Raw genomic sequence first — 25,493 nt, forward strand, 5'->3', positions numbered from 1 at the left:
TCTTCGGCTGCTACCCTGCGCCCATCATCGGCATCAGGAAGATCAGCGGGAATGAAGAGTAATAGAGGGTTGACCGGTTTTGTGCTGCTCTGTGCAGTGTTGGGGGCTGGCAGTGTGCAGGCCATGGTGGACGTGAAGGTTCCGGAGAATTTCCGCATTCTCGCGGTGAGCAACGGCACCTTGCTGGATGAGCAGCATGCCACCCTGGCGGATGGTGAGCAGCAACTGCTGGTGCGCTTCGAGGGGGTGATCCCCAGCCGCAGCAGCAGCGAGAATGATCGGCAGGTACGCTCCGAGCCGCAGGTGGTGCGCTATCAGGGCAGCAATCAGCATTTGCAGCTGACGGCCAGCGTACCGGGAGACGAGCGGGGGATGCAGGCCTATGCCAAGGCTCCTGTGGTAGCGCTGCAGGAGAATGGCCGCGCGCTTGCCATCCAGCAGGACGCACTGGTGACCAGCGGCATGCTGCTTGGGGTGGATTGGAACGGCAAACTGGCTGAATACAACCGCAGCGGCGGCAAGGCGGCGCTGGCGGCTGGCGCCGTTGCTACGCAGCCAACGGCCACGGCCGCTGGTGGGGCTCAACCCGTTGTGGCAGCCAGCGAGCTGGAAGGGCAGTTGCAGCAGCTGTTCCTCCAGGCAGACCCAGCCCTGCGCAAGCGCTTTATCGGTTGGGCCGTGCCACAGCTTTAAGTTTTCTGCCCGTTGCAGTAACGTGGACACTCCTTTTTTCAGGCGCTCTGTTCATCGTACTCAACGAGGTTTTCATGTTTGAATTGCATTCACGCCTGCAGGCAGATACCCGGTGGCTCGGGGATCTGCCCTTCTGCCGTGTCTTGCTGGCAAAAGACAGCCAGTATCCCTGGCTCATCCTGGTACCGCGAGTAGCCAACCTGCGGGAAATTCACCATCTGGCGCCGGAGCAGCAGCAACAGCTGATGCAGGAGTCCTGCGCCGTCGCCGCCCTGATGGAGCAGGCCCTCAGCCCGGACAAGATCAACATAGGGGCGCTGGGCAATCTGGTGCCACAGCTGCACATTCACCATGTCGCACGTTTCGCCACCGATGCTGCCTGGCCAGGCCCCATCTGGGGGGCTCATCCGATCGTGCCTTATGAGCCACAGGTGCTGGCGCAGCAGGCCGACAGATGGCGTGCCCGGCTCGCCAAGCTGAGCGGTTTTACCCCTGCGGCTGCTGATAACGGCGTCAACTGAGAGGCGTGTCGCTATTTCAGTCTTCGGGCCGCGCCATCTGTTAGAGTTATGGTATAGATAAGCCCATTCTCGATGTTCAGGAAGGTCCCATGATAGTGACAAGAGCCGATGATGACGTCGTGTTGACGACTGAGGATGTACTGCTCAGCCTGTGCAACTCGGTGACCGATGTGTTGAGTGCCGCGACCATGAGTCAGGTGCGGTTTTCCGGCATGGTGCAGCGGATCAGCAAGACCTGCCTCAAGCCGGATATCGGCTGCTTCGTGCTGTTCGATGGCGGTTTTTCCGGTCTGGTGGTGATCAACTTCTCCGCCGCTGCCGCCATGGAGTTGTACGAGAGCTACATGCTGAGCATGGGGCTCTCCAAGGAGGATCTCGCCATCTCCCATACCTCTGACGAGGTGAGCAACGTGATGGGCGAACTGATGAACCAGATCGTCGGTAGCTTTACCGTCAAGGTGGGCCGGGATTTGCAGACTCACATTACCCAGAACCAGCCGAAGATGCTGGCCCTCAACAAGCAGGTGATGCTGAGCGTCGATACCAATCTTGACAGTCCGGAGTCCCGCCGCGTCACTTTCTTCACCGCCCGTAACAACATCTTTTATCTGGAGCTGGCGATGGACAAGACCGAGTTCATCCGCATTCACAATGAGGGGATGGAGCACGAGGAGCTGGATCCTGACGCCCTGATCGCCCAAGCCAAGCAGGATGCCGCCAAGCCGGCCCCGGCAGCCGCTGCGCCAGCCAGTAATGATCACGATGATCTGCTCGACTCTTTGGGTATTTGAGGCAAATGCCGGATAGCAACAAGGCCACCTTCGGGTGGCCTTGTTGTATCGGTGCGCACAACCGTTATTAGAAGTTGTAGAGCAGGCCGGTGTTGAACATCACCGATTCAGAATCGTAGAAGTTGATGTCGGAATCGGACTTGGCGTAGCCAGCGGTAAAGGTTGCCGAGAGCGGTGCAATACCGAACAGGCGGTGCCAGAAGAAGGTACCGGTCAGGGCAAACTCGTCGGAGTCGGCTTTTTTGTTACCAAAGTCAGGGATTGGGTTGGCTTCATCATATTTGGTCTGACCCAGATAGAGGTTGCTGACGAAGGACCACTGGGATGCCCGCTTGCCGTAGGTCAACTGGAGGCCGTTGCTCTTGTAGCTCTGGGCGCTGCCGTCCAGGTCAGCCTGACGGTGGATGAAAGCCGGCTCCAGCACCTGACCGGCTGCCAGCTGCCATTTGTAGGAGAGGTCGAGGGCGTGGATCTTGCCGTTGCGATCCAGCTTGGCCGCCGTGTCGGCACCATACTGGCTGCCACTGCGCTCTTCATCGACTTCGATGTTGCGGGTGGTCAGGCTGCCGAAGAAGTTGCTGCCCCAGATATTGTCCCAGGCGAAGCGCACCCCTTTTGACTTGATATCGGTCGACTGGCGATCGACGCTTACGGCGAAGGGATCGCTCCACTGCTCGGTTGGCATGGCATTGAAGACCACGGAGCCGGCCACTGTGCCCTTGTTGCTCATCTCCTGGCGGATACCGAGTTGCTGGGTGAAGTCGAAACGGATGGCATCCTGGATCAGGTTACCGAGGAAGACCTGGGTGCGGGTATCGGCAAAGGTGTAACGGATATCTGCGTTGAGCAGCGGGGCGACGGCGGAGCTGCTCTCTGCACTGCCCAGTCCGCTCAGTCGACGATTTTCGTCGTCACCGCTGTAAAAGTTGGATTCGTAATTGATGACGTTGACGCCGCCAAGCAGGAAACCGGACCAGCCCGATTCGTTGGGAATGGTTCCCAAATCCGCATATGCACTATTTGCGACCAGCAGGCCCAGACCAAGCAGGGTAGTGTTGCGCATCAGATAACTCCTAAATTAAACGCGTTTAAATTACCAGGTGGGCGATTATAGGGGGCCACCCTTAATGGCAACTGACAGAATTTCATCAAATATCCTAACTCACTCATTTCACTAGGCGAATCGTTAATTAATTGTGCGAGATAAGAAGAGTTCAATTCTCTGTGCTGGTATTCTGTTCGCGGATATGGGGGAGAAAATAACAAGATGAAGCAGATTAAATCCTGGGCACAATATTACGTCGATCTGATGACCAAGCTGGGACTGGTGCGCTTCAGCATGTTTCTGGCGGCTGGCATCATAGTGCTGGCTGTCGCCATCCAGATGGGGGTGACCCTGTTCCTGCGCGGCAATATTGATGTGATCGACTTCGTGCGCTCGGTCTTCTTTGGCCTGCTGGTGACCCCCTGGGCGGTCTATTTCCTCTCCATCGTGGTGGATCAGCTGGAGGATTCCCGTCAGCGATTGAGCCGGATGGTGCGCAAGCTGCAGGATATGCGCGAGCGGGATCTGGAGCTCAACAGTCAGTTGCAGGAGAACATCAGTCGCCTCAATGCCCAGATTGCCGAGACCAACCGGGCCGAGGCACTGCGTCTGCAGGCCATCGAGGATCTCGAGAACGAGGTGTTCCAGCGGGAGAAAGCCCAGCTTCATCTGGGGGAGCGTACCGCTCTGCTGCGCTCTTTTATCGACTGTTCCCCGGATCTGGTCTACTACCGCAATGAGGATGAGCAGTTCTCCGGTTGCAACCGCGCCATGGAGGAGCTGACCGGCAAGGCGGAGAGCGAGCTGATTGGCCTCACACCTTTCGATGTCTACAAGCAGGAGATTGCCAACAAGGTGGTGGAGACCGACAAGCAGGTCTTTGCCAGCAATGAGCCCCTCACCTATGAACAGTGGCTGGAGTATCCCGATGGCCGCAAGGCCTACTTCGAGCTGCGCAAAGTGCCCTTCTTCGATCGCTTCGGCAAGCGGCTGGGCCTGCTCGGCTTTGGCCGCGACATCACCGAGCGCAAGCAGTATCAGGACAAACTGGAGAAGGCGAGCCGCGACAAGACTACCTTTATCTCCACCATCAGCCACGAGCTGCGCACCCCGCTCAACGGCATCGTGGGCTTAAGCCGGATGCTGATGGATACCCCCCTCGATCCCAAGCAGCACCAGCAGCTCAAGACCATTCACCTGAGTGCGGTGACCCTTGGCAATATCTTCAACGACATCATCGATTTGGACAAACTCGATCGGCGTCGCCTCGAAATTGCGCCGACCCGCATCGATCTGCCTGCCTTCCTCGACGAGCTGGAGACCCTGTCGCGCATTCAGGCGGAGCAGAAGGGGCTATATCTGCATTTCGATCGCGATGGCGACATGCCGCAATTCGTGATAGCCGACGGTACCCGTCTGCGTCAGGTGCTGTGGAATCTGGTGGGCAATGCGGTCAAGTTTACCGACGAGGGGGGCGTCACCGTGCGCTGCCTCTCTCATCCTGCCGACGAGCCGGGCAAGCTGGCCCTGCACTTCGAGGTGGAGGATACCGGCATCGGCATCCCGCGCGCCCAGCAGGAGAAGATCTTCGCCATGTACTATCAGGTGCAGGGCAAGAAACACGCCACCGGCACCGGTATTGGCCTCGCGGTCTCCCGTCAGCTGGTGCAGGCGATGGGCGGCCAGCTCTATGTGGACAGTGAGCCGGGCGAAGGCTCCTGCTTCACCGCCGAGCTGGAGGTAGCTTGCGCCGAGCCAGTGCCGCAGGAGCAGGAGGAGGAGATGCCCTCCCTCGATATCCTGCTGGTGGAAGATGTGGAGCTCAACGTGACGGTGGCCTGCGCCCTGCTGGGCAAGCTGGGTCATCAGGTGCAGGTGGCACGGGATGGCACCCAGGCGCTGGCGATGGCCAATCCGGATGATTTCGACCTCATTCTGCTCGATATCCAGCTGCCGGACATGACCGGCTTCGATGTGGCGAAAACCCTGCTGGAGCGTTATGGCGACAGCCTGCCGCCCATGGTGGCACTAACGGCCAACTCTACCGGCGATCGCCAGTATTATCTGGAGCGCGGGATGCGGGATGTGATCAACAAACCGCTTGGCTCGAAGGCTGTGCGGGAGGTGATTGGCCATCTGTTTGCCGGTCTGGCCGAGGATGAAGCGGACGAGCAAGCTGATGCGGGCAATCAGGATGCCCTGCTGGATATTCCCTTCCTCACTGATTATGCCGATACGGTGGGCAAGCCGGTGCTGCTCTCCAGCGTCGAGCTGTTCGAGAAGATGATGCCGGACTACATGGCGGTGCTCGACTCCAACATGATCGCCCGGGATCAGGCGGGGGTGGTGGAGGAGGCGCATAAGATAAAAGGGGCGGCAGGCTCCATTGGCCTGCGTCGTTTGCAGCAGACGGCTCAGCTGATCCAGAGCCCGGATCATCCCGCCTGGTGGGAGAACGTGGAAGACTGGATTGAGACGTTGCGCCGGGAATATCCGGGCGATATCGCCCGGCTGCGGCGCTGGTTGCTGTCTTGAGGCTGGAGGTTGTCTTGAGTCTGATGGAAGTGGCTGGCAAGGAGCTGCAAGATGTATAGCCGTTTGATTACCCCTGCGCGCATCCACCCTTGGGGGGACGAGGATTTGCTGGAGGCGACCGAGCAGGATCGCGCCCGTATCGTGCAGGCGGCGCCAGTGCGCCGGTTGCAGCAGAAGACCCAGGTCTTTCCGCTCGATGTGAAGGCCTCGGTGCGCAGTCGCCTCACCCACTCGCTGGAGGTGCAGGAGACCGGTCGCCAGATCAGCCGCCGTATTCTGGCCGCCTTGCCAGCCGGGATGGTCTGCGAAGGGGCCTTTATCAATCTGGTGGAGATGTCCTGCCTGCTTCATGACGTGGGCAACCCGCCGTTTGGCCACTTTGGCGAGCAGGTGATGAGCCAGTGGCTCGGCGAGATGCTCGATCCCCTCTATCAGCAGGCGCTGGCGCAGCCCCCCTCGACCCAGTGGGCTGAGCTGCGTCAGGATCTGCAACTGTTTGATGGCAACGCCCAGAGCTTGCGGCTGGTGCACAGTCTGCACGAGCTCAATCTGACGCTCGGGCAACTGGCGGCGCTCTGCAAATACCCGCAGCAGCCTCAACCCGGGGTGAGCTATGGCCAACATCATGGCTGGAGCAGCAAACGGGGCATCTTCTTTAGCGAGCAGCCGCTCTACCGTGCCCTCGGCCAGAGTCTGGGATTGGCCCCAGGATGCCGTCATCCGCTGGTCTATATCATGGAGGCGGCCGATGATATCTCCTACTGCATCGCCGATCTGGAAGATGCGGTAGATCGGAGGATCCTGACTCTGGGTGAACTGCTGGCGGCACTGCGAGCTGCTGACCAGAGTGACTACATGGGCACCTTGCTGGATGACGCGCTTGCCAGTGGTCGGGGCTTTTTCCCCCATTTTCGCCAGCAACTTACCCGGGATCTGGTTGCGCTGGCGGCGCAGAGCTATGTCAGCGAACATCAGGCCATTTTGCAGGGCTCCTATCCGCAAGCACTGCTGCATGGTCAGGCGCCGGCGGCGCGGGTGCTCGATATCCTCAAGCAGGTGGCCCGCGAGCTGGTCTTTATGCGCCCCGAAGTGGAAGCGCTTGAGCTGGAGGGGTATGCGGCGCTGCGCGGGGTGCTGACCAGTTATGCCTGTCTATTGGCGCTGCCAGCGCCACAGTTTGCTCGCCTGCTGGCCGGGGAGGGGAGTCAGGCGCTGTTCTTTGCGCGCCGTCTCTATCACCGCCTCTCGGCCCGCCATCTCAAGGCCTATCGATTGGCGATCGCCACCCCGGATCAGCGTTTTGCCTGCCAGAACGAGCAGGAGTGGTATTACCGGGTGCGGTTGCTGCTCGATTATGTCAGCGGCATGACGGATACCTATGTACTGGAAGAGTACCGGCTACTCTCGGGGATCTGATGTGCTGGCATCGTTGCCAGACGGACAGCATAAAATGCCGTAAAAACGTTTAAAAAGGAGCCGCAAGAGGCTTGTTTTAAATTCGGATATTTTTTAGACTTCTGCAACCTGTTCAACTTTTACTCGGTAAGGAGATGAAAATGCAACATCTGATGCTCAATTTTGCATTCTCTCGCGGCACTGCGTGCGGCGTGAAATCTCGTGCTCTTTTACCGCGTGGCGTAAACAGGTAACCCCTGTCTTTTTATCACCCGCGGTTCGTCCCGCAGGGTGATATCCACTTTCTCCGGGAGAACCGCATGTTCAACTGGAGAATGTCATGTCTATCGAACTGATTTTACTGCGTGGTGTCGAGTCTTTGGTTCAAAAACGGATCGCCCGGGTTGAGCGTCGCCTCGCCGTGGTCAGTCTGTCACCTGCCCTGCTGAAAGATATTGGTCTGGAAGGGTTTGAGGGACAGATCGCCCATATCCGCGAAAGCGAGTATCAAACCGGCTTTCGGCTCGGGAATCGAATAACCTGATCCATAGGGGAGGGTAAACGCTCTCCCCGTGGTGATGTGGCAGGCGTAATGCCTGCCATTTTTGTGTTTGCAGGTTGATTTTTTATTCACTTTTCTGTGCCCCGGCACTATCCTCTCTGCCCCGTTTGTGACAGATGCGTATGTTTTCTCGCCTTGTTCCGCCAGGATCGGCAAGATTAGATATGGTGGCCTATCTGTTTTACTCATCAGGACAAGACTTCATGTCACTCTTTCGTCAGCTTTTTCTCCCCCTGTTGCTGCTGTTTTCCGGCCTGCCTGCTGTTGCTGTTCCCCAGTTGGAAAAGGCAGTGGCGGACCACCAGAGTGCGGCTGATGAAGAGTTGGTGGTCGGGGTGCCCCGTGGTGGTTATCCTCCGTTCCTCTATGAACTGCCCAATCAGCGCTATGCCGGTCCGCTCAAGGAGCTGGCCTCGCGTATTGCGGCAGAAATGGGGGTCTCCCTGCGCTATGTCTCCTACAACTCCTATGTGGATGCCCGTGGTGCGCTGAACAGACGCCAAGTTGATGCCTTGATCGGGGTCGAGCTCGATGCGCTCGAGCTGGAGGGGATGAATCATATTGGCTATCTGGGCTCCTACGCCCGCGCCATCTTGATGCGCCATCCGGATCAACGTTTGACCCTGGAACAGGCGCGCAAGCTTCGCTGGGTCTGTATTCGCGGTTTTGGCAGTTGCAATGAGCTAGCGCGACTGGGGATGCCTCATGTGACCGAGCTGGAGAGCCGTGACGAGGCGACCTATATGGTCAAACTGGGGGCGGCCGATGCTTATCTGGCTCTGGGGCCGATCATTGCCATGGAGATGGAGCGGTTGCCTGAGTCGATGGGGATTGTGATCCCGGACTGGATCCCCGGTAGTGCATTGACCATTGCAACCAGTACCCATGACCCGGCGCTGACGGATCGCATCTGGCAGGCCTACCAGCGGATCCCGGTGGCTGATGCCCGGTTGCGGCTGAATCAGGAAGACAGCCGTTTCAAGGCGGGTTTGTTGCTGGAACCAGACGAGGTAGCCTGGTTAAAGAAGAAGAGCAAGGTGGTCAGGTTTGCCGTTGCGCCGTCGTTTGCCGGTATCAGCGAGATTGATGACGAAGGGGTGTTGCACGGCTATGCGGCAGATTTGATGAAGTTGTTGAGTCTGCGCTCGGGGATCCGCTTTGAACTTGAGCCGACCAGCACCTGGCAAGAGTCTCTGGCTCTGCTGAAACAGCACAAGGTGGATCTGATCCCCCTGATGACACCGCTCAGGGATCGCGAGGCATTTGCCTCCTTCAGCTCCTCCTACCTTAAATTCGACAGCTATGTGGTATCCCGGCGCGGCGCACGCCCGTTGAAGTCGCTGGCGGAGCTGAAAGGGCGCCTGATTGGTGGCGTGACCGGTTCTTATGAGGCTTCTCTTATCAGCGCCCATGGTGGCAACGTCATTGAAGTGGGCAAGGATACCGAGCTGCTTACCCTGCTTGATACGGGGAAAGCCGAGTATGTGCTGTTGACCATGACCAATCTGGGGCAGCAGGCCATGAAGGGCTTCAACGAAAAGTATCAGGTGGTGCTGAGCTCCCCCGAGTTTTCCGTGCCCATCAGCATGGCCGTTGATATCAGGCAGCCCGAGCTGCTGCGGATCATGGACAAGCTGTTGCTGACCATCACGGATGAGGAGTGGCAACTGCTGGAGCGGCGCTGGCTCAATGTTTCGGTAAATGTCGAATCCGATTACAGCCAGTTCTACAAGTGGCTGGCGCTGGGCGGAGTGGCCTTGTTGACCTGCGGCCTGCTGGTGATGTTCTGGGCCCGCAGCCTGCGTCGCCAGATTGCGCAGCGGAAAATCGCAGAGAGCAAACTCAACGAACAGTTGCTGTTTGTACAGACCCTGCTCAACTCATTGCCGACCATGGTGGCATTGCGCGACAGCGAGCAGCGTATAACCCTCTGCAACCGGGCTTATCGCGATGCCTTTCTCGTTGATGTCAATGGCGAGGCGCTTGACGACCTGCAAAGCATCCCCGAGCCCCTGCGTGCGAGCGTGCTGGAAGAGGAGCGCAGGATATGGCAAAGCGGCCAGGAGCTGGAGGGGGCCGGCAATAGCTTGCGTGCCGATGGCACCCCTTTTCATGTTATCTATGCCAAGCGCCCTTACCGGGACCCCGATGGCAACATGCGGGGTGTGCTGACAGTGCTGACCGATGTCAGCCGTATCAAGGAAGCCGAGGAGCGTGCTCGTCAGGCTGAAACTCGCCTGACCCAGATCACCGACAGCATGCCCGGCGTAGTCTACCAGTATCTGTGGCTGGGGCCGGGCAAGGGACGCTTTCTTTATGCCTCTCAGGGGGCCAACGAGATCCTGGGGGTATCTCATCAGGATTTATTTAGCGCTGAATCGGGTGGTGAGGTATTTGGCTTTACCGAACAGGCCCTGCAGGAGTTTGTCAGCAAGGTGGCCAACCATGCCGAGACCCTGGCCCCCCTCGATCTGGAGGTCAAGGTGGAGCGCCCTGACGGGGATCGCTATCTGCAGGTACGCGGCAATTTTGTCCGTCAGGAGCAGCAGGCGCTGATCCTCAACGGGGTGATTCAGGACATCACGGCCCTCAAGCAGCAGGAGCATGAGCTGCGCGAGGCACGTGCTTATGCCGAGCAGGCGATGCAGGCGCGCAGCCGCTTTCTGGCCACCATGAGCCACGAGTTACGCACCCCCATCTCCGGCATGCACGGCATGCTCGAGTTGTTGCAAATGAGCGAGCTCAACGACGATCAACGTTACATGGTGCGTAATGTGGTCACCTCGACCAACAACCTGCTCTATCTGGTCAACGACATACTCGATTTCTCCAAGATCGAGGCGGGTCAGTTGCAACTGCATTGTCAGGTCAGCCGGTTGCAGACGGTGATCTGCGATGCGATCCGTGGCCACGCTACCCTGGCCCATAGCAAGGGGCTCAACGTGACGCTGGAGTGGGGCCAGCATGTACCTGATTGGGCCGATATCGACGGGGTACGGGTCGGTCAGGTGATCTCCAATCTGCTCAACAATGCGGTAAAGTTCACCGAACAGGGGGAGGTCTCCATCCGGGTCAGCTACCTGCGCGATCAGCTTGCTATCAGTATCCGCGATACCGGTATCGGGATTGCCGAGGAGAAACAGGCATTGTTGTTCACTCCGTTTGAGCAGGTGGAGTCCGACATCAATCGCCGCTTTGGTGGTACCGGGCTGGGGCTGGCAATCTGTGATCAGCTGGTGCGCAAAATGGGGGGCGAACTCACCCTGACCAGCAAGGCGGGAGAGGGATCCCGTTTCCGCTTTACCGTGCCGCTGACCAACCCTCAATGGGATGCGCCCCCGCTGGCTGGCACCGAATGGTGGTTTTTCAGCGCCGATGCCAGCCTCGAGGCGGCCATGCGGCGGTTGGGCGCCAAGCTAAGGCATCTGGATGCCAGCCAGCTCAACCGCTCACTGGAAGGGTTGCTGCTGGCTGATCAGCTGTGGTTGGAGCAGGCCCTCGGCGGTGAGTGGCAGGGATGGTTGCAGCATGTCTCATTGAGAGGGATCATAGCGTCACCGAACGAGGCCCTTCGCGGCCGGATCGGCGGTCAGTTGTGGTGGCGATTGGGGCTCTCTCCTCTCTACCCGGATCTGCTGCTGGAGAGTTGTCTCGAACTGCTGCAGGAACGGGTCGCCCCGGTTCTGCCTGCGCTGGCCGACAAGCTGGGAGGACGGGTGCTGGTGGCCGATGATCATCCGGTCAATCGCGCCCTGCTGGCACGACAACTGGCTATCCTCGGAATTGAATCCCAGGTAGTGGAAGATGGCGAGAAGGCGTTGCGGGCCTGGCAGGGGCAGCCATTCTCCCTGTTGCTGACCGATTGCCACATGCCGGTGATGGACGGCTATGCCCTGACCAAGGCGCTGCGGGCTGCGGGCGTGACGGCGCCCATTATTGGGGTGACGGCGGATACCTCGGAAGAGGCCCATGCCCGTATGGTGGAAGCGGGAATGAGTGACATGCTGTTCAAGCCCTACCCGCTGGATACCCTGCGCCAGCTGCTGGCACACTGGCTCGCTGAGTCGGTACCGGCGGGCGGTACAGCGGTGACGGCGGTCGATGATGTGCTGGCCGTTCAGGCTGAACGCTGGTTGACCCTGTTTGGCGATGAGCCGACGGCGCGGGCGATGGCGGCGGAATATCTCGACTCCAATCGTCAGGATGGGGCTCATATGATGGCTGCGCTGGCTTGCCATGATTTCAACGTACTGGTAGAAACTGCCCACCGGATCAAGGGGGCAGCCCGCATGGTCGGGCTGCAGGAGCTGGCCACACAGGCTGCCAGGCTGGAGTCGGCTGCCAGATTGAAGCAGCTTGAGGAACTGGATGAGCTGACCGGCAAGGTGCAGCTATTGATGACGGCGATCGCCCACGACATTGGATTATGGCTCGATGAAAAAAGCACAACATGAGTTGGTCATTATGGTCGTGGAAGACCATGGATTTCAGCGCAAGGCGCTGCTGCACCAGGTCCGCAGCCTGGGTTACCAGAATCTGCTGGAGGCGGCCGATGGTGCCGAGGCGCTGGTGCTGAGCCAGCAACACGCCGTCGATATCCTGTTTTGCGACCTGCGGATGCCGGGCATGGATGGCATGGCGCTGCTGCGCCGCCTGTCATTGGGCGGTTTTCGCGGGGGGATTATCCTCTCCAGCGCCCTTGAAGACGATGTGGTGGAGGCCGTGTTGCGGATGAGTGCCGCCTATGGCTTGCAGGTGCTCGGCCGCATAGAGAAACCCTCTACCCAGCAGCAGCTCAAGCTGCTGATCGATGCCTGGTCACCCCGGGAGGAGCCTGCCAGGGAGGAGGAGGATGGGCACAGGATCGGCCTGGATGAGTTGTGCCGTGCACTCGAGCAGGATCAGTTGCTGCCCTGGTATCAGCCCAAGGTGAGCTTTGCCTCCGGCGAGTGGGTCGGGATGGAGGCGCTGGCCCGCTGGCAGCACCCGGAGTACGGCCTGATCTCTCCGGGGCGTTTTATTCCACTGGCGGAGCGCAACGGACTGATCGATCAGTTGACTGAAGTGATCATCGGCAAATCCCTTAGTGATGGTCACTTGTGGGAAGAGACCGGACTCTCGCTCAATCTGTCGATGAACCTCTCCACTACCTCGCTGATCGAGGGCGATCTGTGCAACTCCCTGATCAATCAGTGTCAACGCTGGAGCATCAACCCCGAGCTTATCACCCTGGAGGTGACCGAGAGCGCCTTTGTACAGGATCTGGGCAAGTCGCTGGAGGTGCTGACCCGGCTGCGGATGCACGGCTTTGGCCTCGCCATTGATGACTTCGGTACCGGCTACTCCTCCATGCAGCAACTGGCGCTGCTGCCCTTTACCGAACTGAAGCTGGATCGCTCCTTTGTCGACCGCTGTTTTGAAGACCCATCCCGTCTGGCCATTATCGAGTCCAGTATCGAGCTGGCGCGCAAGTTGGGCCTCAAGTCGGTGGCTGAAGGGGTAGAGGATGAGCAGACCTGGCGGTTGCTGGCAAAGTTGGGCTGCGATGTTTGTCAGGGGTTCTTCTCTGCCAGACCGATGCCACGCAGCGAGTTGCAAGAGTGGCACCGGGCTTGGCAAGATAGATTGCCTACACTGATATCTATCTGATTCTGTTGGCTGGATCCCTCCGTTTGAACAAGGATGTTCATGAAAATCTCAAGCAAGTTGCTGCTCAGCTTCGGTTTTATCAACCTGCTGATCCTGCTCTCCTCCGCGCTGGTCTATTACCGGCTGACCCAGATCAATCAGGCCCAACACACCCTGTTGGAGCAGGCGCTGCCCGCTCTGCAGCGGGATGAGGCGAGCCAGAAGGCTCTGGTTGCCACCGTTTCTGCCCTGCGTGGCTATCTGATCCTCGGCAAGGATCCGGCTCAGGCTTCCCGCCTCAAGCAGGAGTGGGAGTCGGCCTGGCAGGCCATTGCCCATCAGGCCTTCAGCCCGGCGCTCGCCAAGTCTCTCGAGACCTTCAAAAGCCATCAGGAGAAGGTGTGGACCATCGCCCAGAGCGAAGAGAATCTGCCCGCTCATACCCTGATGTTGCAGGAGGCGGGTCCGCTGGCGGAGGCGGCGCTCGATCAGCTGCAATCCTTTGCCAATGAAGAAGTTGGCACTCCGCAGGATCAACTCGCGGGCGATCGCCGCATGCTGCTCAAGCAGGTGGGAGATGCCTACAACAGCCTCGCCAATTCCCTCTCTGCCCTGAGGGATTTTCTCATCTCAGGCGATCCCGAATACCGCAGCAAGTATCAGGATTACTACCAGTTTCACCAGCAGCGGGTGGCTGAGGTGAAGCAGCAAGCCGCGCTCTTTACCGATACCCAGCAGAGCCTCTGGCAGCTGTTTGAAGAGATGGCGACCCCCTTCTCCGAGCTGGTGGGGCAGGTGATCGAGAAGCGCCAGGCGCCGGATTGGGATCAGGCCAACTACCTGATGGCCACCGACATCGAGCCGATGCAGTCCAGCCTCAGCGAGCAGTTGGTCCAGCAGGTGAATAAAACCCGCGCCGAGGTGGATCAGATTTCGGCGCAGATGACCGGAGCCGGGAGGGCCATCAACCAGACACTACTGTTGGCTACCTGCAGCGCCATCGTGCTTGGCATGCTGGTCGCCTGGCTCTTTAGCCGTCGTCTGACCCGTGACATTGCCTGTTTGGTGACCCGGGCGGGGCAGGTTGCGGATGGCCGGCTGGCGGCCGAGCCCTTGCCAATCACAGGGCAGGATGAGTTGGGAGAATTGACTGGTTCCATCAACCGGATGTCTGCCCAGTTACATCATCTGGTCGGGGAGTTGCAGGGCGCAGTGGGGCAGGTCGAAGAGGCCTGTCTCGATGTGGGCAGCACTACCAGAGCCATAGTGGCGGATCTGACGGAGCAGGATCAGCGGGTCGATGCGGTGGCGGCGGCTATCGATCAGATGTCGGTGAGTGCCCGTGATGTGGCTGGCAACATTGCCGGTGTGGCGGATAGTGCCCAGCAGGTGCAGCAGCAGACCCGTCAGGGAGAGGCTGCGCTGGCGCGAATGAGCGATACCATGCAGCAGATTGCCGCCATGATTGGGCAGGCCAACGAGGCCATGGGGCTGCTGGAGCATCAGAGTGAACAGGTGGGGCAGATCACCGAGGTGATCGCCACCATTGCGGAGCAGACCAATCTGCTGGCACTCAATGCGGCGATAGAAGCGGCACGGGCAGGCGAGCAGGGGCGCGGTTTTGCGGTGGTTGCCGATGAGGTACGTCAGCTGGCGACCCGCACCCATCAATCAACCGCCGAGATCAGCCAGACTATTGCGGCCATCTCCCAGCAGACTCGCCAGACGGTGAGTACCGTCAGCAGCGGTACCCGGTTGGTGGAGCAGGGGCGGGATGCTGTTGGATTGGTGACCGATACCCTGAGTGCCATGAACCAGCTGGTTCAGTCGCTGTCGGGCCAGCTGGAGGCCATTTCGGTGGCAACCGAGCAGCAGTCGCGGGTGGCCGCCGAGGTATCCGGGACGGTCGACGACATTGCCGCGCTCAGTCGGCAATCCTGTCAGCGTAGCCAGCAGGGGGAGGAGATCGTAGCCAGACTGGCTGGCGATACCGGCAAGCTGAAGGCGGTCATCGCCCGCTTTGATCTTGATGCATGAGATGGCGGGAGCATCCCGCCATTGCTATTGCCATTCACCGGGCCGTCTGGCCCGTGGGTTTAGTCCAGACGCCTGAAGGTGTGGTTGTCGAAGCTGCTGGTGGTCTCCCGGTTGAGCAGGCTGACCAGCAAAATCGCCCGTTTCTCTCCATCCGGCTCCATATAGATGGCTTCGAAGCCGGCAAGCGGCCCCTCTTCAATCAGCACCTTGTCGCCCGAGCAGGGCAGGTTAGCGTAGCTGGCTCTCGCCTCATCGCTGTCATCGCGACTCATCAGCTGATAGACCAGCTTGCTGCTGATGGGGGTCCATTCACTGCCAAAGTGGATGATCCGGCTGATGCCGCGGGTCGATTTCAGGGTGACCGGTGTCACCTCTTCCAGATCGACAAAGATAAACAGGTAGTTGGGGAACATGGGTTCCCGTACCGGAACTCGCTTGCCCCGGCGCAGCTTCTCGATCTCCACCATGGGGTAATAGGATTCGATACCCTGGGCATCGAGGTGGGCGCGGGCGCGGGCCTCTTCTTTTGGCTTGCAGTAGGCCAGATACCATTTTTTCATGTTATGAGTATGTTCGTGTTGCCGTGCTCGCGGATATGATAGCGGCGCCAATAAAAAAGGCCACGCATTGCGTGGCCTTTTTTGCCGAGTGAGCAATTACCAACCTTTTACCAGGCCACCTTTGAACAGCTCGAGACCTTTCTTGTAAACATCATCGGTCTGGAAAGCTTGTACGAACTGTTTGACCTTCTCGTCATCCTTGTTGTTGTCGCGGGCGACGATCAGGTTGACGTACGGGGACTCTTTGTCTTCAACAAACAGGCCGTTTTCAGTCGGGGTCAAACCAATCTGACCGGCGAAGGTGTTGTTGATGATAGCGAGATCCACATCTTCCAGCGAACGGGGCAGCTGTGCAGCTTCCAGTTCCACAATCTTGAAGTTGCGCGGGTTGCTGGCGATATCCAGTACGGTGGCTTCCAGACCGGCACCATCTTTCAGGGTGATCAGACCCTGCTTGGCCAGCAGGATCAGGGAGCGACCCAGGTTGGTCGGATCGTTCGGTACCGCGATCTGGGCGCCATCTTGCAGCTCGCTCAGCGCCTTGACCTTCTTGGAGTAACCGGCGATCGGGTAGACGAAGGTGTTGCCAACCGGCACCAGCTTGAAGCCGCGATCACGCACCTGCGCATCCAGATAGGGTTTGTGCTGGAAGGCGTTGACGTCGATGCTGCCATCGTTCAGCGCCACGTTCGGGGTGACGTAGTCGGAGAAGTTGACGATCTGAACGTCCAGACCGTATTTCTCTTTGGCCACCTTGGCAGCCACTTCAACCAGTTCGGTCTCGGGGCCGGCAATAGCGCCCACTTTCAGAACCTTGCTCTCTTCTTTTTGACCGCAACCGGCCAGAACCAGACCAGCCAGCAGGGCAGCCGCAACGGATTTGATGCCAAATTTCATAAAACCTCCTGTCAGAAATCGACGATTAACGATGATCACATTTGTTGACCAGGCGCTCACCCGCGCTCTGGATAAGTTGAACCAGTACTACCAGGATAACTACGGTCACCAGCATGACGGTCGGGTCAAAGCGCTGATAACCATAACGAATACCCACATCCCCCAGACCACCGCCACCGATAGCTCCGGCCATGGCCGAGTAGTTCACCAGCGTGACGAGGGTAATGGTGACACTGTTGAGGATGCCGGGCAGAGCCTCGGGCAGCAGCACCTTGGTGATAATTTGCAACGGCTTGGCGCCCATCGCCTTGGCCGCTTCCAGCAGGCCGTCCGGCACCTCCATCAGGGCCCCTTCCACCAGACGGGCAATGAAAGGGATGCAACCGACGGTCAGCGGCACGATGGCGGCGATGGTGCCGATACTGGTGCCGACAATCAGCCGGGTCAGCGGAATGATGGCGACCAGCAGGATGATAAAGGGCACCGAGCGACCCACGTTGACCACCATGCCCAGAGTACGGTTGAGCAAGGGGTTGGCCAGGATCTGGCCCGCCTTGGTCACATGAAGGGCCACGCCGAGCGGCAGACCCAGCAGGCAGCCGAACAGAGCGGAGGCAAACACCATGATAAGGGTGTCGCCCAGGGCCGTGATGAGCAGATTAATCATGGCTTCGGACATAACCCATTACCTCCAGCTGAATGTGGTTGTCGATAAGGAACTGCTGGGTTGCCTCGCACTGGGCTTCATCCCCGAACAGCTCGGCCAGCAGGAAACCGAATTTGACGCCACCTGCGTATTCGATGTCTGCGCTCAGAATGCTGATATCGATATTGAAACGGCGGCTCGCCTCGGAGATCAGCGGTGTATCGACCGTGCTGCCGGTAAAGCCGAGCTTCACCAGCGGGTAGCTGCCCGGCACCCGCTCCGCACTCATCCGATCCTGATACTCCTGCGGTACCTCCAGATGGATGGTGGAGTGGATGAAATCCCGCGCCAGCTGGGTCTTGGCATTGCTGAAGAACCAGGCCACTTCGCCCTGTTCGATCAGACGGCCGTCGCTGATGATGGCCACTTCGTCACAGATCCCCTTCACCACATCCATCTCGTGGGTGATGAGCAGGATGGTGAGCCCCAGCTTGACGTTGATCTCCTTGAGCAGGGTCAGGATCGAGCGGGTGGTCTGCGGGTCGAGGGCCGAGGTGGCCTCGTCGCAGAGCAGTACCTTGGGGGCCGGAGCCAGTGCGCGGGCAATGGCGACGCGCTGTTTCTGACCGCCGGAAAGCTCGGACGGATAGGCTTGGGCACGGGCTTCCAGCCCGACCAGCGCCAGCAGCTCGGCAACCCGTTGCTGGATCTTCTCTTTGCTCCAGCCTGCCAACTCCAGCGGAAAGGCGATGTTGGCAAACACGGTGCGGGAGGCAAGCAGGTTGAAGTGCTGGAAAATCATCCCGATCTGGCGGCGAGCCTGGGTCAGATCCCGTTCGCTCAGGGCGACCAGATCCTGGCCATCAACGATGACTTGGCCCTCTGTCGGGCGCTCCAGCAGGTTGACACAACGAATGAGGGTACTCTTGCCGGCACCTGAGGCACCGATCACCCCGAAAATTTTGCCTTGGGGTACATGCAGACTCACATCACGCAGGGCGTGCACGGCGTCACTGCCTGTACCGTAGACTTTGTTGAGACCGATCAACTTAATCATGGATTCTTCCGTGCTAACAGCCTTAAAGCACAGGGCGCTACAGGCGGGGAAATTGGGCAGAGGTTCCACTGGGTTACTCTGTCATCATGGAGGATGATGCTAAGATGTCTGGATGGCCATGTCAACGCATGTTTTTACGTCTAGACGTCTAAAAAAGTGATAAGGATTTCTGTCAGGCGGATAACGATCAGGATGGTATTGTTGCTCTTCCAGATCCTGTTTCGTCCCTGCGGCACATTACCGAATTAAAGATGGTTTATGCCGGGTAAATGCTGGTTTTATTAGTGTGCCAGCTTGTTTCTGTTCACATCGGCTATCGAGCCTGATGCTCCTCCATCGTTACACAAATTGCTGCACAAATCGTTCCCTATTCGTGACCGGATCACCTGATCGCCATTTTGTCGGCGTCAACCTTGATGCAGCGCAAGGGGGGCACGGATAGGGATTGGGTCGGTGGCGCCGGTTTTTTATACTGATGATGTCGACAAGCATGGAGGGCAGTGCGATGAGATTCCAACAGATCAAAGAGTTGCTGCACTATCTTGAGCAGGTTCACCACCAGCTCGGACTCTGTTACGGGCGTTTGATCAGTCAGGTGGACAGCGAACGCAGCCGGATGTTGCTGGTCTATCTGCAAGGGCGTGAGGATGCGGCCAGTGCCCATCTGCACGAATATGCCGCTCAGCTGGGAGAGGCGGTCAGGGAGACTTGGCTGAACCAGAGTTTCAGCGAGGATATGCTGCCTGCCATTACCCGCTTCGAGCTGCCGGCATCAGTCCAGACCCAGGATATCGTCACTCAGGTATGCCGTTGGGAAGAGCAGCTGGTGAGCGAACTGAGTCATCTGGCCCGGGAGTGCCCGACACCGGGCACCACCGCATTGCTCGAGAATCTGGCCAGGCTGGAGCAGACCCGCCTGACCCGACTGGTGCACGGAGTGCACCGACTCGACGACATGTAGCGGGTGATAAGCGCCAAACTCGCAAGATGACCGCAAAACAAAAGGGCCCGGTAGCAGTGCCGGGCCCTTTCCATTGGTATCTGCTGACTTGCAGTGAGCGTCGGTCAGCCCTGCTGCTCGGCCGCGTAGAGGGCGGCCCCGATAATGCCCGCCTGATTGAGGCTGGCTGCCGGAATAAGCGGCGCCCGTGTCTCGATGCGATCGACAAACTTATCCAGCTTGGCTGCGCTGCCGCCCCCCAGAATGAAGAGGTCGGGGGAGAAGAGAAACTCGAGGCGCGCCAGATACTTGTTGAAGCGCTTGCCCCAGCGGTTCCAGGAGAGATCTTCCCGTTTGCGCGCCGCATCGGAGCAGTAGTGCTCGGCGACCATTCCTTCCAGCATCAGATGGCCCAGCTCGGTGTTGGGCAGCAGATGGCCGTTGACGAAGATGGCGGTGCCGATGCCGGTGCCGACCGTGATGAGGATGATGACCCCCTTGCGATCCTTGCCAGCGCCAAAGCGCATCTCGGCCAGACCGGCGGCATCGGCATCATTCAGCACATAGCAGGGCTTGCCGGTGACATCGGCAAACAGATGTTCGGCATCGGTTTCGATCCAGCTCTTGTCGATGTTGGCGGCACTCTTGGCAACCCCGTTGTGGATGGTGGCGGGAAAGCCGCAGCCCACCGGTCCTTTCCAGTCGAAGTGTTCGACCAGCGCCTTGAGGGTATGGGCGATGGCGGCTGGGGTGGCCGGTTGCGGTGTGGCAATGCGATGGCGCTCGCCAATCAATTCGCCGGTTTTGGTATCGACCAGACAGCCCTTGATCCCTGAGCCTCCAATATCCACTCCCAACATTTGCATCTGTGTTGTCCTTGTTGTGTGCCGACCAGTTTGCAGTGACCACGCTGTTATGGGCACTGCAGGTCGGCAGAGCATGAAAAAAGTGCTGCAATCCGGCAAGGGGCAGATCACTTATGCGTGATCCGACAGACCTTTTTCGATGCAGCGGATCAGCAAACGGGTCTTCTTGTTCTCGTCATCCTGACGCTGGGCAAGGGTGGCCAGCGCCCATTCGATATGTTCGGCCACCATGGGCTCGGCGGTGGTCAGCCCCAGTTGCAGGGCTGCGATCACCTCGGGGGTCGCCGGGCCATTGCCCAGGGCGACTGCCAGATTGCGGCGCCAGCGTTGATAGCCGATGCGGCGGATCGGGCTCCCCTCGGTTTGTTTGAGGAAATCGCTCTCGCTCCAGCACCACAGCGCCAGCAGGGGCGGTCGGTGCAGGCTGGGGCGGGGGCTAAAATCGGGTTCCGGGCTGGCATCGGCGTAGCGATTCCAGGGGCAGATAAGCTGGCAGTCGTCGCAGCCGTAGATGCGGTTGCCCATCAAGGGCCTGAACTCTTCCGGAATTGGGCCGTCATTCTCAATGGTGAGATAGGAGATGCAGCGGCGGCCATCCACCACATAGGGGGCGACAATGGCGCCGGTCGGGCAGATGTTGATGCAGGCGACGCACTTGCCACACTGCTCCTTCTCCACTGGCTGGTCGAGCGGCAGCGGCAGGTTGAGCAACAGCTCACCGAGAAAGAAGAAGGAGCCGGCTGATTCGTTGAGCAGCAGTGAGTGTTTGCCAACCCAGCCTAGGCCCGCCTTGGCTGCCAGTGGCCGCTCGAGGATGGGGGCGGAGTCGACGAAGGGGCGCCACTCACCCAAGGTCTCTTCAGTGCCTTGAAACAGCTCGGCACAGCGCGCTTCGATGCGATCACCCAGCTGTTTGAGCCGGTTGCGCAGCACCTTGTGGTAGTCGCGACCGAGAGCATAGCGGCTGATATAGCCGAGGGTCGGATCGCGCAGGGTGGCGGCAAAACCCGCCTCGAACGGCAGGTAGTTCATCCGCACCGACAACACTCGCACCGTGCCCGGCAGCAGCTCGTGGGGGCGCGCGCGCATCATGCCGTGGCGCGCCATGTAATCCATGCTGCCGTGATAGCCCGCATCCAGCCAAGCCTGCAATCTCGGCTCTTCGATACGCAGGTCGGTGTCGGTGATGCCCGCCTGGTCAAAACCTAGCTCCCGTGCCCAGAGCTTGATATCGTGGGCCAGCTGGTGGAAGTCAGGTGCGCTCATGCGGCTTGGCCTGGCCGGCGTTTGCTGGCTTGGGTCGATTGATAAGAGGCGGGAGCCGTCATGGTAGAGATCATCAGGGGCGCGTTGGGCACAAAAGAAGGGGGCAGTTTACCACAGGGGCTGTGGCAGACTGAACAGATCCGCGCACTGGAGCGCAACTGGGCCGCGCGTGAGGGGCAACCTCTCTATGCTCTGATGGAGCGAGCCGGTGCTGCGCTGCGCACCTATGCCACCCTGCATTGGCCCGACAGTCGCTGCTGGTGGATTTTCGTCGGCCCCGGTAATAACGGCGGTGATGGCTATGTGCTGGCCCGCCTTGCCCGCCAGATTGGCATCGAGGTGGTGGTGATTGCCGCCAGAGCACCCGACCAGCTGAAGGGGGATGCCAAACAGGCCGCCGATGAGTGGTTGGCGGCCGGTGGCAGGGTCTGGCTGGCCGAGCGGTTTGATGGGGACCAGCACTCCACCCCGGATCTGGTGGTCGATGCCCTGCTTGGCACCGGCGTCAACATGCCCCTCTCGCCACTACTGACAAAGATCGTCGCAACAATCAATGGCTTGGCTGTGCCCGTGCTGGCGGTGGATCTCCCCTCCGGCCTCAACGGCGATACCGGCCGTGCCATGGGGGCCGTGGTGCAGGCCACTCACACCCTCACCTTTATCGGTATCAAGCAGGGGATGCTCACCGGCGACGGGGTGGATTGCGTTGGCCTGCTCGACTGTGATCCCCTTGGCGTCACGCCGGATGACGTTATGTTGCCCGCCGCCTGGCGTATCGATTATCCGCAGCTGAGCACGCAGCTGACCCCGCGCCCTCGTGCTTCCCACAAGGGCTCTTATGGCAAGGTGCTGCTGGTGGGGGGCAATCGCGGCATGCAGGGGGCCATCGTGCTGGCGGCCCGCGCCTGCCTGCGGGCGGGGGCCGGGCTGGTGCGGGTGTGTCAGCATCCGGAACATCCGCCGGTCAGCCTCTATCAACCCGAACTGATGAGTCTCACCAGCGCTGATGACGAGGGGTGGGCGTCGGTGCGGGTCATCGGCCCCGGCCTCGGTCAGGATGAGTGGGGAAGCGCGCAAATCACCCGTTATCTCACCGGTCGGTTGCCACTGGTTTTGGACGCCGATGGATTGAATTGGCTGGCGCAATCTCCCCGCCATCAGGATAATTGGGTGCTCACGCCCCATCCCGGCGAAGCGGCGCGCCTGCTGGGATGCACCATTGCCGAGATTGAAACCGACCGGTTTGCCGCCGTGCAGGCGCTGCAGCGGCGTTATGGCGGTGTGGTGTTGTTAAAAGGGGCGGGAACACTTATTTATGACGGCGAGCGGGTCGCTCTCTGTTGTGAAGGCAATCCCGGCATGGCAAGTGGCGGCATGGGCGATCTGTTATCTGGTATAATCGCCGCCCTTTTGGCCCAGGGCTGGTCTGCCACCATGGCAAGCTGGCTGGGCGCCGTGATCCACGGCGAGGCTGCAGATCAGGCCGCCGCTGACGGCGAGCGGGGCATGCTGGCGTCAGATCTGCTGCCGCTGATCCGCAAACTGGTTAATCCCGACACCATTACAAGTTAAAAAGAAGAACATGGCAAAACAGTTGATGATGACACTGCCGGACGAGGCAGCAACCGTGGCACTGGGTGGCCGTCTGGCACAGGCCTGCCAGCAGGCGACCACAGTGTTTTTGCATGGCACGCTTGGTGCTGGTAAAACCACTCTGACCCGCGGCTGGGTGCAGGGCCTTGGCCATCAGGGCAAGGTAAAAAGCCCGACCTATACCCTGGTCGAGCCCTATGAGCTCGATGGCTGGCAGGTCTATCACTTCGATCTCTATCGTCTGGCTGATCCGGAAGAGCTGGAGTTCATGGGCATTCGGGACTATTTTGCCGCCAATACTCTCTGTCTGGTGGAGTGGTCCGAGAAGGGCGAGGGCTGGTTACCGGCTCCTGACCTTGAAATTACCCTTACTTATGTAGGCGAGCAGCGCGAGGCTCTGATAGAGGCCCGCACTGCTATTGGCGAAGCCATTCTGGAACGGTTGTCATCTACGTGCGCTTGATCCTTGTTATTGCTCTCTCTTTGATGGCGTTACCCTCCTGGGCGAATCAGCTCAAGAGTGTGCGAATCTGGCCATCACCGGATAACACCCGGGTGGTGCTCGATATGAGCAGTGCCCCCAACTACAACTACTTCACCCTGGCTGGCCCCGATAGATTGGTGATCGATCTGAAAGGGGCGAGCAATGCCACCAATCTGGCCCGGGTCGAGAACAACAGCGAGCTGGTGCGCAAGATACGTGAGAGCACTCCGCTGGAGAAGGGGGGCCTGCGGCTGGTGCTTGATCTCAGCTCCTCCATCAAGCCGGTGGTCTTTCCGCTGGCACCAGCCGGGCCCTATGGTCACCGTCTGGTGATCGATCTGCCTTATGAAGAGAAGCGCTCGGCGGCTGCGGTGCAATCCACGCCCGTCGGTGGCAAGGGCAGGGGGGTGGTGATTGCCATCGACCCGGGCCACGGTGGGGAAGACCCGGGTTCCATCGGTCCGCGTCGTACCTATGAGAAGCGAGTTACGCTGGCAGTCTCCCAGAAGCTGGCGGCGCTGATCGACCGCGAGCCGGGGATGCGCGCCGTGCTGACCCGTCGTGGCGACTATTTCGTCGACCTCAACAAGCGTTCCGAGATTGCCCGCAAGGCCAAGGCGGATCTGCTGGTGTCGGTCCATGCGGACAGCTTCCATAACTCCACTCCGCGCGGCGCCTCTGTCTGGGTCCTCTCGACCAACCGTGCCAACCGCGAGATGGGCAGCTGGCTGGAGAAGCAGGAGAAGCAGGGCGAGCTGCTGGGCGGGGTCGGCAAGGTGTTGGCGGAATCCGATCCCAATCCCTATCTGGCGCAAACTTTCCTAGACCTTTCCATGGACAAGTCCCGTGCCGAAGGCTACGACGTCAGCCGTCAGATCCTGCGCTCATTGGGCAAGGTTGCCCGACTGCACAAGAAGGCCCCGGAGCATGCCAGTCTGGCTGTGCTGAAGGCGCCGGATATTCCCTCGGTGCTGGTCGAAACCGGCTTTATCTCCAACCATGCGGAAGAGAAGCTGCTGGCTACCTCAAGCTATCAGGATCAGCTGGCCCGCGCCATTTTCGAGGGGATCCGCAACTACTACCGCGCCCACCCGACCAAGGGAGCCATGTTGACCGGCAAGGGACAGGCGAGCAGGCCTGCCGCGACCACTCGCTCTGCACCGGTAGCTTCGCAGCCGGTGAGCCAGCCCAAGCCAGTGCAGTCGCAGCCGGTGGTGACCAATAAGATGCCAGCGACAGTACGTGACGGCGCGGCTGCGACCGGTTCAGGTGCCGGGGTGATCAAGCCCTATTCGGAGGCTGCGCAAGATTCTGGTGCGCCGGTTAGCAATGTGGGCGACTATGACAAATCTCGGATGCTCCGCCATGTGGTCAAACGTGGCGAGAGTCTCTCTCGCCTTGCCGAGAAGCATGGAGTGAGTCAATCCACTTTGGTAGAGATCAACCAGCTGCGCAGCCGGGATATTCAGATTGGTCAGACCATCTATATTCCCCAGCAGGGGCAGAGCCGCGCTGCCGCCCCCGTTCGCAGTGATGACAAGTCGCAGATGATCCGCCATGTGGTCAAGCGGGGGGAGAGTCTCTCCCGCCTTGCCGAGAAGCATGGGGTGAGTCAGGCGCGACTGGTAGAGATCAACAAGCTCAAATCGCGGAATATTCAGGTAGGGCAGGTGCTCTACATTCCGCAAAACTGACGCGCGGGAGCGGGTGATACCGCTCTCGCTGTTAGCCAATACCATCAGCAAGATTGAAATTCAGGAGCAAGTGATGCCGATCCGTATATTACCCCCCGATTCTGGCCAACCAGATTCCGGTTGGTGGAGAGGTGGTGGAGCGGCTCTCTATCCGCAAGATTGAAATTCAGGAGTAAGTGATGCCGATCCGTATATTGCCCCCTATCCTGGCCAACCAGATTCCGGTTGGTGGAGAGGTGGTGGAGCGGCTCTCTATCCGCAAGATTGAAATTCAGGAGTAAGT

The 25,493-nt window shown here is 59.5% G+C and carries 20 protein-coding genes; 13 read left to right on the top strand and 7 right to left on the bottom strand.

Annotation, left to right across the window (positions count from 1 at the left end; all coding sequences use genetic code 11):
* Positions 1-51: 51 nt before the first annotated feature.
* From G5287_RS17565 to G5287_RS17575, 3 genes are all read left to right on the top strand, one after another.
* Positions 52-693 carry a DUF2057 domain-containing protein gene (locus G5287_RS17565; RefSeq protein WP_227341978.1) on the top strand — a complete coding sequence of 214 codons (642 nt, stop codon included), beginning with the start codon at positions 52-54 and terminating at the stop codon, positions 691-693.
* A 74-nt stretch (positions 694-767) separates the two neighbouring features.
* Positions 768-1,214, top strand: coding sequence for an HIT domain-containing protein (locus G5287_RS17570; RefSeq protein ID WP_421231624.1), 447 nt, complete (start codon positions 768-770; stop codon positions 1,212-1,214).
* 89 nt (positions 1,215-1,303) lie between these two features.
* Positions 1,304-2,005, top strand: a complete 702-nt coding sequence (locus tag G5287_RS17575; protein ID WP_227341980.1) for a DUF3334 family protein — start codon at positions 1,304-1,306, stop codon at positions 2,003-2,005.
* Positions 2,006-2,072: 67 nt separating this feature from the next.
* On the opposite strand, the gene G5287_RS17580 is transcribed toward G5287_RS17575, so the two are convergent.
* Positions 2,073-3,068 (bottom strand): DUF2860 family protein, encoded by a 996-nt coding sequence (locus G5287_RS17580; RefSeq protein WP_216952915.1) that lies wholly within the window; start codon positions 3,066-3,068, stop codon positions 2,073-2,075.
* A 204-nt stretch (positions 3,069-3,272) separates the two neighbouring features.
* Between G5287_RS17580 and arcB the strand changes: the two genes are divergently transcribed.
* The 6 genes from arcB to G5287_RS17610 all read left to right on the top strand — a co-directional run bounded on the left by arcB (position 3,273) and on the right by G5287_RS17610 (position 15,207).
* Positions 3,273-5,585 carry an aerobic respiration two-component sensor histidine kinase ArcB gene (gene arcB, locus G5287_RS17585; RefSeq protein ID WP_216952916.1) on the top strand — a complete coding sequence of 771 codons (2,313 nt, stop codon included), beginning with the start codon at positions 3,273-3,275 and terminating at the stop codon, positions 5,583-5,585.
* Between the two features lie 51 nt (positions 5,586-5,636).
* Entirely contained in the window at positions 5,637-7,001 is a 1,365-nt protein-coding gene (gene dgt / locus G5287_RS17590) for a dGTPase (RefSeq protein ID WP_216952917.1), read from the top strand.
* A 319-nt stretch (positions 7,002-7,320) separates the two neighbouring features.
* A complete protein-coding gene (locus tag G5287_RS17595) occupies positions 7,321-7,524 on the top strand; it encodes a hypothetical protein (RefSeq protein ID WP_216952918.1) in 204 nt (67 codons plus the stop codon).
* A gap of 221 nt (positions 7,525-7,745) precedes the next feature.
* Positions 7,746-11,996 (top strand): ATP-binding protein, encoded by a 4,251-nt coding sequence (locus tag G5287_RS17600; protein ID WP_421231625.1) that lies wholly within the window; start codon positions 7,746-7,748, stop codon positions 11,994-11,996.
* Positions 11,977-13,191, top strand: coding sequence for an EAL domain-containing response regulator (locus tag G5287_RS17605; protein ID WP_421231626.1), 1,215 nt, complete (start codon positions 11,977-11,979; stop codon positions 13,189-13,191). Before G5287_RS17600 ends, G5287_RS17605 begins: the two co-directional genes overlap by 20 nt.
* Before the next feature lie 39 nt (positions 13,192-13,230).
* Entirely contained in the window at positions 13,231-15,207 is a 1,977-nt protein-coding gene (locus G5287_RS17610; RefSeq protein WP_421231627.1) for a HAMP domain-containing methyl-accepting chemotaxis protein, read from the top strand.
* Positions 15,208-15,266: 59 nt separating this feature from the next.
* Here the strand turns inward: G5287_RS17610 and rfaH are convergent, their stop codons facing one another.
* The 4 genes from rfaH to metN all read right to left on the bottom strand — a co-directional run bounded on the left by rfaH (position 15,267) and on the right by metN (position 18,367).
* Complete coding sequence (gene rfaH, locus G5287_RS17615; RefSeq protein WP_058057235.1) at positions 15,267-15,767, bottom strand: transcription/translation regulatory transformer protein RfaH; 501 nt, start codon at positions 15,765-15,767, stop codon at positions 15,267-15,269.
* A 96-nt stretch (positions 15,768-15,863) separates the two neighbouring features.
* Positions 15,864-16,664 carry a methionine ABC transporter substrate-binding lipoprotein MetQ gene (metQ, locus tag G5287_RS17620; protein ID WP_115521668.1) on the bottom strand — a complete coding sequence of 267 codons (801 nt, stop codon included), beginning with the start codon at positions 16,662-16,664 and terminating at the stop codon, positions 15,864-15,866.
* Between the two features lie 25 nt (positions 16,665-16,689).
* Entirely contained in the window at positions 16,690-17,343 is a 654-nt protein-coding gene (locus G5287_RS17625) for a methionine ABC transporter permease (protein WP_005339070.1), read from the bottom strand.
* Complete coding sequence (gene metN / locus G5287_RS17630; protein ID WP_005341087.1) at positions 17,324-18,367, bottom strand: methionine ABC transporter ATP-binding protein MetN; 1,044 nt, start codon at positions 18,365-18,367, stop codon at positions 17,324-17,326. The genes G5287_RS17625 and metN overlap by 20 nt, the downstream gene beginning before the upstream one ends.
* Positions 18,368-18,872: 505 nt before the next feature.
* Between metN and G5287_RS17635 the strand changes: the two genes are divergently transcribed.
* Complete coding sequence (locus tag G5287_RS17635; RefSeq protein WP_421231628.1) at positions 18,873-19,328, top strand: hypothetical protein; 456 nt, start codon at positions 18,873-18,875, stop codon at positions 19,326-19,328.
* 104 nt (positions 19,329-19,432) lie between these two features.
* Here the strand turns inward: G5287_RS17635 and ppgK are convergent, their stop codons facing one another.
* Both ppgK and queG read right to left on the bottom strand, forming a co-directional pair.
* On the bottom strand, positions 19,433-20,173 hold the full coding sequence (gene ppgK / locus G5287_RS17640; RefSeq protein WP_111900698.1) for a polyphosphate--glucose phosphotransferase: 741 nt from the start codon (positions 20,171-20,173) through the stop codon (positions 19,433-19,435).
* Positions 20,174-20,284: 111 nt separating this feature from the next.
* Positions 20,285-21,439, bottom strand: coding sequence for a tRNA epoxyqueuosine(34) reductase QueG (queG, locus tag G5287_RS17645; RefSeq protein WP_421231629.1), 1,155 nt, complete (start codon positions 21,437-21,439; stop codon positions 20,285-20,287).
* 60 nt (positions 21,440-21,499) lie between these two features.
* Between queG and G5287_RS17650 the strand changes: the two genes are divergently transcribed.
* The 3 genes from G5287_RS17650 to G5287_RS17660 are packed head-to-tail and all read left to right on the top strand — an operon-like array spanning position 21,500 to position 25,210.
* Positions 21,500-23,011, top strand: a complete 1,512-nt coding sequence (locus G5287_RS17650; RefSeq protein ID WP_227341986.1) for an NAD(P)H-hydrate dehydratase — start codon at positions 21,500-21,502, stop codon at positions 23,009-23,011.
* Positions 23,012-23,021: 10 nt separating this feature from the next.
* Positions 23,022-23,495 (top strand): tRNA (adenosine(37)-N6)-threonylcarbamoyltransferase complex ATPase subunit type 1 TsaE, encoded by a 474-nt coding sequence (gene tsaE, locus G5287_RS17655; protein ID WP_227341987.1) that lies wholly within the window; start codon positions 23,022-23,024, stop codon positions 23,493-23,495.
* Positions 23,496-23,518: 23 nt separating this feature from the next.
* The gene (locus G5287_RS17660; protein WP_227341988.1) at positions 23,519-25,210 is read left to right on the top strand and encodes an N-acetylmuramoyl-L-alanine amidase; all 1,692 of its coding nucleotides are present in this window, start codon (positions 23,519-23,521) and stop codon (positions 25,208-25,210) included.
* The last annotated feature ends 283 nt before the right edge of the window (positions 25,211-25,493 follow it).

It is taken from the genome of Aeromonas sp. 603079 (assembly GCF_049172135.1).
Classification (GTDB): domain Bacteria; phylum Pseudomonadota; class Gammaproteobacteria; order Enterobacterales; family Aeromonadaceae; genus Aeromonas; species Aeromonas veronii.